Source organism: Ensifer sp. NM-2 (assembly GCF_003024455.1).
GTDB lineage: Bacteria > Pseudomonadota > Alphaproteobacteria > Rhizobiales > Rhizobiaceae > Ensifer > Ensifer canadensis.
Genome location: NZ_PVZR01000011.1, coordinates 95,384 through 108,223, shown reverse-complemented (window position 1 = coordinate 108,223; position 12,840 = coordinate 95,384). Strand labels below are relative to the sequence as shown.

Annotated in this window: 13 protein-coding genes; 12 read left to right on the top strand and 1 reads right to left on the bottom strand. The window is 59.4% G+C overall.

The features are described from left to right. Position 1: 1 nt before the first annotated feature. A complete protein-coding gene (locus C6558_RS21555) occupies positions 2 to 469 on the bottom strand; it encodes a RidA family protein (RefSeq protein WP_025426816.1) in 468 nt (155 codons plus the stop codon). Between the two features lie 144 nt (positions 470 to 613). On the opposite strand from C6558_RS21555, the gene C6558_RS21550 reads away from it, so the two are divergent. The 12 genes from C6558_RS21550 (at position 614) to lpxA (ending at position 12,838) form a co-directional block, all read left to right on the top strand. Further along, entirely contained in the window at positions 614 to 1,441 is an 828-nt protein-coding gene (locus tag C6558_RS21550; RefSeq protein ID WP_025426817.1) for a cell envelope integrity EipB family protein, read from the top strand. Positions 1,442 to 1,621: 180 nt separating this feature from the next. After that, complete coding sequence (rpsB, locus tag C6558_RS21540) at positions 1,622 to 2,389, top strand: 30S ribosomal protein S2 (RefSeq protein ID WP_038576045.1); 768 nt, start codon at positions 1,622 to 1,624, stop codon at positions 2,387 to 2,389. Positions 2,390 to 2,645: 256 nt separating this feature from the next. Then, positions 2,646 to 3,569 carry a translation elongation factor Ts gene (gene tsf, locus C6558_RS21535; protein WP_025426819.1) on the top strand — a complete coding sequence of 308 codons (924 nt, stop codon included), beginning with the start codon at positions 2,646 to 2,648 and terminating at the stop codon, positions 3,567 to 3,569. Between the two features lie 191 nt (positions 3,570 to 3,760). Beyond that, positions 3,761 to 4,483: a UMP kinase gene (gene pyrH / locus C6558_RS21530; protein ID WP_025426820.1), complete on the top strand. Its 723-nt coding sequence runs from the start codon at positions 3,761 to 3,763 to the stop codon at positions 4,481 to 4,483. Between the two features lie 52 nt (positions 4,484 to 4,535). Then, positions 4,536 to 5,096, top strand: coding sequence for a ribosome recycling factor (frr, locus tag C6558_RS21525; protein WP_025426821.1), 561 nt, complete (start codon positions 4,536 to 4,538; stop codon positions 5,094 to 5,096). A 37-nt stretch (positions 5,097 to 5,133) separates the two neighbouring features. Further along, the gene (locus C6558_RS21520) at positions 5,134 to 5,877 is read left to right on the top strand and encodes an isoprenyl transferase (RefSeq protein ID WP_025426822.1); all 744 of its coding nucleotides are present in this window, start codon (positions 5,134 to 5,136) and stop codon (positions 5,875 to 5,877) included. Then, positions 5,878 to 6,711, top strand: coding sequence for a phosphatidate cytidylyltransferase (locus C6558_RS21515; protein WP_025426823.1), 834 nt, complete (start codon positions 5,878 to 5,880; stop codon positions 6,709 to 6,711). A 27-nt stretch (positions 6,712 to 6,738) separates the two neighbouring features. Continuing rightward, on the top strand, positions 6,739 to 7,872 hold the full coding sequence (gene rseP / locus C6558_RS21510; protein ID WP_025426824.1) for an RIP metalloprotease RseP: 1,134 nt from the start codon (positions 6,739 to 6,741) through the stop codon (positions 7,870 to 7,872). Between the two features lie 250 nt (positions 7,873 to 8,122). Then, positions 8,123 to 10,456, top strand: coding sequence for an outer membrane protein assembly factor BamA (gene bamA, locus C6558_RS21505; protein ID WP_025426825.1), 2,334 nt, complete (start codon positions 8,123 to 8,125; stop codon positions 10,454 to 10,456). A 48-nt stretch (positions 10,457 to 10,504) separates the two neighbouring features. Further along, a complete protein-coding gene (gene lpxD / locus C6558_RS21500; RefSeq protein ID WP_025426826.1) occupies positions 10,505 to 11,569 on the top strand; it encodes a UDP-3-O-(3-hydroxymyristoyl)glucosamine N-acyltransferase in 1,065 nt (354 codons plus the stop codon). Then, positions 11,562 to 12,026 carry a 3-hydroxyacyl-ACP dehydratase FabZ gene (gene fabZ / locus C6558_RS21495; RefSeq protein WP_025426827.1) on the top strand — a complete coding sequence of 155 codons (465 nt, stop codon included), beginning with the start codon at positions 11,562 to 11,564 and terminating at the stop codon, positions 12,024 to 12,026. The genes lpxD and fabZ overlap by 8 nt, the downstream gene beginning before the upstream one ends. A gap of 2 nt (positions 12,027 to 12,028) precedes the next feature. Further along, entirely contained in the window at positions 12,029 to 12,838 is an 810-nt protein-coding gene (gene lpxA / locus C6558_RS21490; protein WP_025426828.1) for an acyl-ACP--UDP-N-acetylglucosamine O-acyltransferase, read from the top strand. Positions 12,839 to 12,840 lie beyond the last annotated feature (2 nt).

The following is a 12,840-nucleotide window of genomic DNA, read 5'->3' as shown; positions in this document are numbered from 1 at the left end:
ATCACGCGATCTCGATGACCGCGTCGATCTCGACGGCGGCATTGAAGGGCAGGGCGGCCATGCCGACGGCAGCGCGCGCGTGCTTGCCGGCGTCGCCAAGGACGTTTGCAAGCAGGTTGGATGCGCCGTTGAGGACGAGATGCTGTTCGATGAACTCTGGTGTCGAGGCAACGAAGCCGTTGATCTTGACCAGCCGGCGGATGCGGCCGAGGTCGCCGCCAAGTGCGGATTTGGCTTGTGCCAGAATGTTGATCGCGCAGAGTTCGGCGGCGCGCTGGGCGCCCGCGACGTCAACGTCCTTGCCCACATGGCCGGTAACGGCGATCTTTCCGCCTTCCATTGGCAGCTGTCCGGAGATGTAGAGCATCGAGCCGCTGATGACGTAGGGCACATAGTTCGCCGCCGGGGCTGCAGCCTGGGGAAGGGTGACGCCGAGGTCCTTGAGGCGCGTTTCGATCTCTGCGGACATGGAAAGCTCCGTTGTTGTCTTTTGTGTTAAAATCCGGCATTCAGACCGGATCGCAGCGGGATGCGGCATTTAAATGTGGTGACGCCTCGCTTCTGCCGAAAGCTTGTTTATAGCATTGCCGGCGAGTCCAACAGGAGGAAACGGATGTTTCGTAAAGGCTTCGGTCTCGCCAGTTTAGGCAGCGCCTGCTTCGCGGTGATGACGGTTTCGGGCGTCGGTACGGCAAGCGCCAGTGTCCTCGTGCCACATCGGGCGGTCTACGATCTCGAACTCAAAGACGCTTCCGACCGCTCGGGTATCTCCGGCATGTACGGCCGCATGGTCTACGAGTTCAACGGATCGGCCTGCGAGGGGTATACGGTCAGCTTCCGTTTCGTGACGCAGGTGAATACCGGCGAAGAAACGCGCATGACCGACCAGCAGACGACCACCTATGAGGATCTGAAGTCGGGCAACTTCCGCTTTCTGACCCGCTCCTTCACCGACGAAAAGCTCGACAAGGAGGTGCGCGGCACGGCCCATGACGACAAGACCGGCGTCAAGGTCGAGCTGACCGCGCCGGACAAGCGCGAGGTCGAGCTGGCTGCAAGCCGGTTTCCGACCCAGCACATGGTCGAAGTCATCGATCGTGCCAAGAAGGGCGAGAGCTTTTTCGAGGCACGGATCTTCGATGGTTCCGATTCGGGCGACAAGACGCTGATCACCTCGACCTTCGTCGGCAAGTCGCGTAAACCGGCGCCCGATGAGCCGGATGCAGGCAAGGCCGGCAAGCTCGGCGCCGAGAATTATTGGCCGGTCACCATTTCCTATTTCAACGACGACAACAGCAGCGACGCGCTGCCGATCTACCGCATGTCGTTCAAACTCTACGAAAACGGCATCACCCGCGACCTGACGATGGATTACGGCGACTTCGTGCTGAGCGGCAAGCTTGCCGACCTCGAAGTCTTCAAATCGGAGGAATGCAAGTAGTCGATATGACAAAAACAGACTTCAAGTCTTGATTTGTCGGGCAGTAGCCGCTAAGGGGCTGCCCATTCCACACGTGAGGCATGGGATGTTCCGGGAGAAATCCGGATCGTTCCGCCGGTGGGCTTTTCGAAAGATGAGCTCGACGTCTCGCGGAGGTTCAACCGGAAAAGGAGAAAAGGCATGGCATTGCCTGATTTTAGCATGCGCCAGCTGCTTGAAGCTGGTGTTCACTTCGGCCACCAGACGCATCGCTGGAACCCGAAGATGAAGCCCTACATCTTCGGCGATCGTAACAACGTTCACATCATCGACCTCGCACAGACGGTTCCGATGCTGTCGCGCGCCCTGCAGATCGTAAGCGACACCGTCGCCAACGGCGGCCGCGTTCTGTTCGTCGGCACCAAGCGCCAGGCTTCGGAAATCATTGCTGACGCCGCCAAGCGTTCGGCCCAGTACTACGTCAATGCTCGCTGGCTCGGCGGCATGATGACCAACTGGAAGACGATTTCGAACTCGATCCAGCGCCTGCGCAAGCTCGACGAAATCCTCGCTTCGGAAGCTTCGGGCTTCACGAAGAAGGAGCGCCTGAACCTCGAGCGCGAACGCGAAAAGCTCAACCGCGCTCTCGGCGGTATCCGCGACATGGGCGGCACGCCGGACCTGATGTTCATCATCGACACCAACAAGGAATCGATTGCAATCGACGAAGCCAAGCGTCTTGGCATCCCGGTTGTTGCCGTTATCGACTCCAACTGCGATCCGGACCAGATCGACTACCCGATCCCGGGCAATGACGACGCCTCGCGTGCGATCGCTCTTTACTGCGATCTCATCGCTCGTGCAGCCATCGACGGCATTGCCCGTCAGCAGGGCGCATCGGGCCGCGATCTCGGCGCATCGGCTGAAGCTATGATCGAGCCGGCGCTCGACGAAGCCTCCGAAGCCTGATCGGAAGGCGCGGCGGGCATGAACCGCCGCACCAATCTAATGTCGGGGCGAGGCCGTTTGTGATGAAAAGTCTGAACGGCCTTGTTCTTTTCAGCGAGGGATGAAGCGGCTTGGGCCGGCGATCCGCGCCCCGGATATCATCGCGGTGGGCGCGTTCATCACGGTGTCACATACGCAAGCCATTCCCCTGCCACACCTCCTGGTGCCGCGCCACTTGCGGGCAGCGCGCCAGCCAAACAGACAAAGAGGCAAAAAGATGAGTGTAACTGCAGCAATGGTGAAGGAACTGCGCGAAAAGACCGGCGCAGGCATGATGGATTGCAAGAAGGCGCTCGCCGAAACCAACGGCGACATGGAAGCTGCGATCGACTGGCTGCGTGCCAAGGGCATCGCCAAGGCCGACAAGAAGTCGGGCCGCACGGCTGCTGAAGGCCTCATCGGTATTGTCAGCGGCGGCGTCAAGGCCGTTGTCGTCGAAGTCAACTCGGAGACCGACTTCGTTGCCCGCAACGAAGCCTTCCAGGAACTCGTTCGTGGCGTTGCCAACGTCGCGCTCGGCACCGACGGTTCTGTCGAAGCCATTGCCAATGCCAACTACCCGGCAACCGGCAAGTCGGTCGACGAGACGATCAAGGACGCGATTGCCACGATCGGCGAGAACATGACGCTTCGCCGCGCAGCCTTGCTCAAGGTCGAAGATGGCGTCGTTGCCACCTACATCCACAACGCTGCCGGCGACGGCATCGGCAAGCTCGGCGTTCTCGTTGCGCTGAAGTCGGTTGGCGACAAGGAAGTTCTGTTCTCGGTCGGTCGTCAGGTCGCCATGCACATTGCTGCCACCAACCCGCTGGCAATCCGCGCCGACGAAGTCGACGCCGCTGTCGCCGAGCGCGAGCGCAACGTGTTCATCGAACAGTCGCGCGCTTCGGGCAAGCCGGACAACATCATCGAAAAGATGGTCGAAGGCCGTATGCGCAAGTTCTTCGAAGAAGTCGCCCTGCTGTCGCAGGCCTTCGTCATGAACCCGGAAATCACCGTCGGTCAGGCCGTCAAGGACGCTGAAAAGCTCGCTGGCGCACCGATCGAAGTGACCGGCATGGCGCGCCTTCTGCTCGGCGAAGGCGTCGAGAAGGAAGAATCGGACTTCGCAGCCGAAGTTGCGGCTGTCGCCAAGGGCTGATTTCTTCACCCTTGTTTGGAAAACCTTGGGGCATCGCGTGACAACGCGGTGCCCTTCGTGTATCCGGCTTCGTCAATGCGCCGGACCCGCCGGAAAAAGCTCCGCAGCGGTTGAAACCGGGTAGCGCAATATGTCCTTATACGCAGCGCGCCGTTTTGTGCGCCCGCGTACCGATCTGTTCAGGAGCGATGATGTCGGCCGAGCCAATCTACAAGCGTGTTCTACTCAAAGCCTCCGGTGAAGCCCTGATGGGAAGCCAGGGCTTCGGTATCGATGTGGCGGTTGCCGACCGCATTGCCGCCGACATTGCCGAAGCACGCGCCATGGGCGTCGAAGTGGGCGTCGTCGTTGGCGGCGGCAACATCTTCCGCGGCGTGGCCGTTGCCTCCAAGGGCGGCGACCGGGTAACTGGCGACCATATGGGCATGCTGGCGACCGTCATCAACGCGCTGGCGCTGGCGACGTCTCTGCGCAAGCTCGACATCGACACGGTGGTGCTCTCGGCAATCGCAATGCCGGAAATCTGCGAGAGCTTCTCGCAGCGCGCAACGCTTTATCATCTGTCGCTCGGACGCGTTGTGATCTTTGCAGGCGGCACGGGCAATCCGTTCTTCACGACCGATTCTGCCGCTGCCTTGCGCGCCGCCGAAATGGGCGCACAGGCGATCTTCAAGGGCACGCAGGTCGACGGCATTTATTCCGCTGATCCGAAGAAGGATCCGACGGCCACACGCTTCGACCGCCTGACCCACAGCGCAGTCCTGGAAAAGGGCCTCGCGGTCATGGACGTGGCAGCGGTGGCGCTCGCACGCGAGAACGCCATTCCGATCGTCGTCTTCTCGATCCACGAGAAGGGTGGCTTCGCTGAAATATTGACGGGTGGCGGCCGCGCCACCATCGTTACCGACAATTAAGAGCTGCAAGACGGCTATCGGCCGATGAAAGACAGAACGGGAGTTTCCAGCCATGAGTGAAGGTGTAGACCTGAAGGAACTGAAGCGTCGCATGGACGGCGCTATCTCCGCATTCAAGAGCGATATCGCGTCGCTGCGCACCGGCCGCGCGTCGGCGAATGTTCTCGATCCGGTAACCGTTGAAGCCTACGGCTCGCGTGTTCCGCTCAATCAGGTGGCAAACATCACCGTGCCGGAACCGCGCATGCTGTCCGTTTCGGTATGGGACAAGCAGATGGTCGGCGCTGTCGACCGTGGCATCCGCGAATCGAACCTCGGCCTGAACCCGATCATCGACGGCCAGAACCTGCGCATCCCGCTGCCTGAACTCAACGAGGAGCGCCGCAAGTCGCTGGTCAAGGTGGCGCACGACTATGCCGAGAAGGCCAAGGTCGCGGTCCGCCATGTTCGGCGCGATGGTATGGACGACCTGAAAAAAGCCGAAAAGGATGGCGACATCGGACAGGATATTAGCCGTGCTCAGTCTGAGCGGGTGCAAAAGATGACCGATGAAACGATTTCCGATATCGACCGCTTGCTCGTCGATAAGGAAAAGGAAATTATGCAGGTCTGATCTGCTCTTGATCTGAGTCTCCTTTCGCGGACGCCTTATGCAAAATCTCATCCCGATCACCGTTCCGGAACACGTTGCCATCATCATGGATGGCAACGGGCGCTGGGCGAATGCGCGCGGTCTGCCGCGCACGATGGGACACCGCAAGGGTGTTGAAGCGGTTCGTGACGCGGTGAAGACGGCGGCTGAAGCGGGGATCCGTTACCTCACGCTGTTTGCCTTCTCGTCCGAAAACTGGAACAGGCCGCAGGCCGAAGTGACGGATCTGATGGGCTTGCTCAAGGCCTTCATTCGTCGCGACCTTGCCGACCTGCACCGCGAGAACGTTCGCATCCGCGTCATCGGGGAGCGATCGAACCTGCGCGGCGACATCCTGCCCCTGCTGATCGAGGCTGAGGAGACGACGAGCGGGAATACCGGCATTACGCTGGTGATCGCCTTCAACTATGGTGCGCGTGACGAGATGACGCGCGCCATGCGCCGCCTGGCAACTGAAGTTGCCGAAGGCCGTCTGCGGCCAGAGGACATAACGCCTGAGCGCATCGCCGCTTCGCTCGATACGGCCGGCATTCCCGATCCGGATCTCATTATTCGCACCAGCGGCGAAGAACGGCTTTCAAACTTTCTTCTTTGGCAGGGAGCCTATTCCGAACTGCTGTTCGTTCCGGAGCTTTGGCCAGACTTCACGCGTGAGACGTTTCTGTCTGCGCTCGAGAAATTCGCCTGCCGCGAGCGTCGCTTCGGCGGTCTGGCGCAGCCGACGTTAGCGGTTGGTTCGTAAATGCAAACAGAACTCAAGCTTCGCATCGCCTCGGGAGTGGTGCTCGCGGCGGTCGCACTCGGTGCGACCTGGTTCGGCGGCTTGGCCTTCCAGCTTCTTTCGGTCCTGATCGCACTGCTCGTTTACTACGAGTGGTCGACGATTACCGGGCTGCCGGAGCGCGATTTTCAAGGCAATGCCTTCGGTTGGCTGTCGCTGGCGATAATCGCCGCTCTCATTCTTCTCGGATATATCGGCTACAGTCTGCCGGCCTTGCTCATTGCTGTCGTTATCGCAGTGCTTTGGGTATCGCTCAAGAAAGGCAGCTGGTGGTTGCCCGGCGGCATCGTCTACGCAGGATTGACCGGCATCTCGCTGGCGGCCCTGCGCGGGGTTGACCAACCCGGCCTGATCGCGACCTTGTTCGTCTTCGCCGTCGTTTGGGGAACCGATATTCTTGCCTATTTCGTCGGTCGGGCGATCGGAGGCCCCAAGCTCGCGCCGCGCATTTCGCCCGGCAAGACCTGGTCGGGCGCCATTGGCGGGACGATTTCCGGCGTTGTGGCCGGCATTGCCGTTTTTATGGCATATTTTCCGCTGCAAGATCTGCGTGTCCCGGCTGTGGCGCTGGTTCTCTCCGTCGCGAGCCAGATCGGAGACCTCTTCGAATCCTTCATAAAGCGCCGATTCGGCGTCAAGGATTCGAGCCATCTCATTCCTGGGCATGGCGGGGTCATGGATCGGGTCGACGGATTGGTCTTTGCCTGCATCGCTACGCTGGTCCTGGTGCTGATACAGTATGTCCTCAGCGATGGGCGTCAGATCGCCTTTGGTTCGGTCTTGCTCGGCCTGTGATGCTGGTGGCAGGCTTAAGGAAAGTTCATGACATATCTGCTTGTTGGCCTGCAATTCGTGACCGGCTACATCGTACCCTTCCTGTTGGTGCTGACCCTTTTGGTCTTCGTGCATGAAATGGGACACTACCTCGTCGGCCGGTGGTCGGGCATTCGTATCCTGGCTTTTTCGGTCGGCTTCGGGCCGGAACTGCTCGGGTGGACCGATAAACACGGCACGAGGTGGAAGTTCTGTGCAATACCGCTGGGCGGCTACGTCAAGTTCTATGGCGACGAGGATGCGGCCAGTACGCCCGATTACAAGCGGCTGGAGGCGATCTCGCCTGAGGAACGGTCACGAACCTTCCTGGGCGCCAAGCTGTGGAAGCGTGCCGCGACCGTTGCGGCCGGTCCGATCGCCAACTTCATCCTTGCCATCGCCATTTTTGCCGTTCTCTTCGCCGTTTATGGGCGTTCGGTTGCGGACCCGGTCGTTGCCCAGGTGAAAGAGAACAGTGCTGCCGCCAAGGCAGGCATTCTTCCGCGCGATAGGTTGATCGCCATCGACGGAACGCCGGTCGCGACCTTCGACGACGTTCGCCGCTATGTCAGCGTGCGACCTGAACTGGAAATCAAGATCCGGATCCAGCGGGACGGTTCATTCCTGGATCTTCCGATGGTGCCTGAGCGAACCGAGATATCGGACCAGTTCGGCAACAAGATGGAGGTCGGAATCATCGGTATCGTCACCGATCAGGATGCGGGCAATTTCCGACTGGTGACTTACGGTCCGATCGAAGCCATAGGGCAGGGGGCGCTTCAGAGCTGGCACATTGTCACCGGCACGTTCGACTATCTGGCGAACCTCGTTACGGGACGTATGAAGGCGGATCAGCTTGGTGGTCCGATCCGTGTCGCTCAGGCCTCGGGCCAAATGGCGACACTGGGTGTGGCTGCCGTGCTGCAGCTTGCAGCCGTCCTGTCAGTTTCCATAGGATTGCTTAACCTCATGCCGGTTCCGGTGCTTGATGGCGGCCACCTGATGTTCTATGCGGTTGAGGCCTTGCGCGGAAAGCCGGTTGGAGCTGCTGCGCAGGACGTCGCTTATCGGATCGGCTTTGCCATGGTGCTGATGCTCATGGTTTTTGCGACCTGGAACGACATTTCGATGTTCTTCGGCTAGCGTTCGGCCGGCGAGCATCTGAGGCGGACGACGACCGATACTCTGAACGATTGGATTTCAATGGCTTGTCCAGCAAGGATTTGTTTACGATAACTCGAATCTGTAGTGGCCGTTAAGCCACGGTTCGAATTGAAGTAAACAGAAATTAACGAGCTGACTTGCTTGTATGGGAAAAGCGGGTAAAACGGCAACCGTGACCGGAGTCGGCACGAAATTGCCGCGCGACGTTGGGAAAAGGTAAGATTTGAACATGAAAGCTGGTTCAAGGTTTTTGAACGCGGTGTCGGCGTTTGCGCTGTCCACGAGTATGGTGGTTTCTGGCGCTGGTGTTGGATTGCTCGCAGGCGCTTCCGTCGCAGAGGCCGCGACCATTAGTCGTGTTGAAGTCCGCGGAGCCACGCGCGTCAGCGCTGAAACGGTTCGTGCGAACATCACGATTGTCCCTGGCAAGAGCTTCAGCAACGCCGATATCGATGCTTCCGTGAAGCGCCTTTACGCGACAGGCTATTTCTCCGATGTCAGCATCAATGTCGCTGGCGGCACGCTTGTCGTCACCGTCAGCGAGAACCAACTGGTCAACCAGGTCGTCTTCAACGGCAACCGCAAGATCAAGGACGACAAGCTTCAGCTCGCCGTCCGCACGCAGCCGCTCGGACCCTACAGCCAGGCGACGGTCGAAACGGATATCCAGTCGATCAAGGACGCCTATGCTGCGATCGGTCGCAGTGATGTCACTGTGACGACCCAGGTCGTCCCGATCGCTGAAGGTCGCGTCAATCTTGCTTTCGTCATCAACGAAGGCGAGCGCACCAAGATTGCGCAGATCAATTTTGTCGGCAACGAAGCCTATAGCGATGGTCGTCTGCAATCCATCATTGCGACGAAGGAATCAGGTATCTTCTCGTTCCTGACCCGCAAGGACGTCTACAACCCGGACAAGCTGCGCGCTGACGAAGAGTTGCTGCGTCAGTTCTACTACAACCGCGGTTATGCCGACTTCCAGGTCGTTTCGTCCGAGTCTTCTCTTAATGAGGCGACCAACGAATACACCGTGACGATCACCGTTGAAGAAGGTCCGCGCTACGACTTTGGTGCAGTGACTGTCGAATCGACGGTTGAAGGTGTGGATGCCGAATCGCTGAAGGGCGTCGTGCTTAGCCGCGAAGGCTCGGTCTACAAGGCCAGGGACATTCAGGAAACGATGAGCGAGATCTCGAGGCGCGTCGCTTCGGCTGGCTACCCGTTTGCCCGCGTGACGCCGCGCGGTAACCGCGACCTCAGCAATCATACGATTGCCGTCGACTATCTCGTCGATCAGGGCGAGCGCGCCTACGTCGAGCGTATCGAAATTCGCGGCAACACCCGAACTCGCGACTACGTCATTCGCCGCGAGTTCGATATGGGTGAAGGCGATGCCTTCAATCAGGAAATGGTTGCGCGCGCCAAGCGTCGCCTTGAGGCTCTCGGTTACTTCTCGACCGTCAATATCTCGACGGCACCTGGCAGTGCGGCAGACCGCGTCGTGGTTATCGTTGACGTACAGGATCAGTCGACCGGTTCGTTCGGTATCGGTGCCGGCTACTCCGCTGGCAGCGGTGGCGGCTTCCTCGTCGAAGCCTCGATCGAGGAAAAGAACTTCCTGGGTCGCGGTCAGTACATTCGCGTCGCGGCAGGTCGCGGCGAAGAGAGTCGGACCTACAACGTTTCGTTCACCGAGCCGTATTTCCTTGGCTATCGTCTGGCTGCCGGCTTCGACGTCTTCAAGAACGAAAACGACTTCGACGACGAAGACTACAGCTATGAAGACCAGGGTTTCAGCCTGCGCATAGCGGCGCCGATCACAGAGAACCTGTCGACCACGCTGCGGTATAACTTCACGACGTTTGACTATAGCGGTAATATTGCAGATCTGTCTTCGCCTTACGTCCGAGCGGTTGAAGGCGGAAACTGGGTCCGTTCGTCGGTATCGCAATCGATCACTTACAACACGCTCGATGATGCGCAACTGCCGCACGATGGCATTCTGGCGACGTTTACGCAGGAGTTCGCCGGCCTCGGTGGCGACTCTGATTTCTACAAGATCACCGGTAAGGCCAAGTGGTATTACACGGTGAACGATGAGGCGGATATTATTGCTTCGCTTGCCGGCGGTGCGGGTCATATCTTCGAGACCGGTAGCGATCTTCAGGTCTTTGACCAGTTCCAACTGGGCAGCAACGATATTCGTGGCTTCGAGCGCAACGGGGTCGGCCCGCGTGATCAGGCAACAGGCGATGCGCTTGGTGGCACCACCTATTTCACGGCGTCGGCCGAAGCAACGTTTCCGCTGCCTGGCATCCCGCGTGACAGCGGCTTCCGCGGCGCAATCTTCGCCGATGCAGGTACGCTCTACAGCAATAAGGTCGCTACGCTGCCCAGTGAAACGGTACTGGGTAACGACTCCTCGCTGCGTGCATCGGTCGGTCTCGGCCTGATCTGGGCGTCGCCGTTCGGTCCGCTGCGTGTCGACTACGCTTGGCCGATCGCGAAGGAAGATTTCGACCGGGTTCAGAATCTGAAGTTCGGTATTTCCTCGTCGTTCTGATAAAGAAGCAGTCCAGAACTGCCAAAAGTAGATCGTTCTGGAGTGTCCATGGAACAGAATTGGTTTTTTCCGCCCCATCAAGGGATTCGTCTGGGTGACCTGGCGAACCAAATTGGGGCGGATCTGACGGATGGCGCGGTGGCAGATCGCGCTATCCACTCGGTAGCACCTGTCAATCGGGCAAAGCCCGGTGACGTCTGTTACATGCTTTCGCGCAAGTACCGTGCTGAGCTGGAAAGCTGCCAGGCTTCCGCGATTATCTGCGACAAGACGATCGCCCCACTCGTACCGTCTCACATTCCCGTTCTCTTGACTGCGCGGCCGCATACGGCCTTCGCGCTGGCAGGTACACTCTTGCACGAGGCTGCCATGCGCCCGGCGCGCAATACCAGCCTTGCCGGTGTGTCGCCGGCCGCCTTCGTTGACCCGACGGCACGCCTTGAAGAGGGCGTGGAGATCGAGCCGATGGCAGTCGTTGGGGCCGGCGCCGAAATTGGTAGCGGAACGAGAATTGCCGCAGGTGTCGTCATAGGGCCGGGCGTTCGCATTGGCCGAGACTGCACGATCGCGGCGGGCGCAAGCGTTCTCTGCGCTCTTGTCGGCAACAGTGTCATCATTCACCCAGGTGCCCGGATCGGCCAGGATGGGTTCGGCTACGCGCCGGGCCCCAAGGGTGGAATGATCAAGATCGTTCAGGTCGGACGTGTGATCATTCAGGATCATGTCGAGATCGGCGCGAACACGACGATCGATCGTGGCACCATGGACGACACCGTCATCGGCGAAGGCACGAAGATCGACAACCTTGTACAGATCGGCCACAACGTCCGCATCGGCCGTTATTGCGGCATCGTCAGTCAGGTCGGCATCGCCGGCAGCACCAGGATTGGTGACGGCGTGATGATCGGCGGCGGTAGCGGCGTCAACGGCCACATCACTGTGGGTGACGGCGTTCAGATCGCTGCCATGAGCGGCGTTGCAAGCGACGTCCCTGCGGGCGAACGCTATGGCGGTATTCCAGCGCGCCCCATGCGCGATTTCCTGCGCGATGTCGCCGAAATGGCCTTGCGCGCAAGTGACAGACAGAAAAAGAAGGATGGCACGAATGAGTGAGGCGGCAACGGTTCTGGGTACGGCTGATATTCAGGAGATCCTGAAGCTTCTTCCGCATCGTTATCCCTTCCTGCTCGTCGACCGGATCATCGAGATCGACGGCGACAATTCGGCGATCGGCATCAAGAACGTCTCGGCAAATGAGCCGCACTTTACCGGCCATTTTCCGGAGAAGCCGATCATGCCGGGCGTCCTGCTGATCGAGGGCATGGCGCAGACGGCGGGCGCGATCTGCGCGCGCAAGACTGCTTCGGGTACCAACCTCGTCTACTTCATGACCATCGACAATGCGCGCTTCCGCAAGCCGGTTGTTCCGGGTGATCGTGTTGAGTTTCATGTCGTGAAGCAGAAACAGCGCGGCAATATCTGGAAGTTTCATTGTGACGCAAAAGTTGACGGGCAACTTGTCGCGGAAGCTGATATCGGCGCGATGATAGTCAGCACGGAAGACGCTTAAACATGATTGCATCAACAGCGAAGATCCACCCGTCCTCGATCATCGAAGATGGCGCGGTCATCGGTGAGAACGTCAAAATCGGCCCGTTTTGCTACATCGGGCCGAAAGTCGTTCTCGGAGACGACATGGAACTGATGAGCCACGTCGTTGTCGCCGGCCGCACGACGGTCGGCAAGGGCACCAAGATTTTCCCGAATGCCGTCATTGGCGGAGATTCGCAAAGCGTGCATCACAGCACTGTCGACACCATTTTGCAGATCGGCGACAACTGCACGATCCGCGAAGGTGTCACGATGAATGCGGGAACCGTCGAATATGGCGGTGCGACGATCGTCGGCAATAACAATCTGTTCCTCGCCTATTCGCATGTGGCGCATGATTGCCGCCTCGGCAGCAACATCATCATGTCGAACAACGTGTTGTTGGCCGGCCATGTGACGATCGAGGACCGCGCTATCCTTGGCGGCGGCTGTGCCGTGCACCAATTCACGCGCATCGGTCGTCAGGCGTTCATCGGCGGCCTCTCCGCCGTAAGCTACGACGTCATTCCCTATGGCATGCTCAACGGCAATCCCGGTGTCCTGAGCGGGCTGAACGTTGTGGGCATGACCCGGGCGGGCATTGAGCGTGCAACGATCCACGTGGTTCGCCGCGCCTACAAGCAGATCTTCGAGGGCCCAGAATCAGTTCGCGCCAATGCCGCCGCCATTCGCGCTGATTATGCCGACTGTGCGCCTGTTGTCGAAATCCTCGATTTCATCGCAGCCGAAAGCGACAGGGCACTGTCTTCACCAAGTCGCGGCAAGGCCTGACC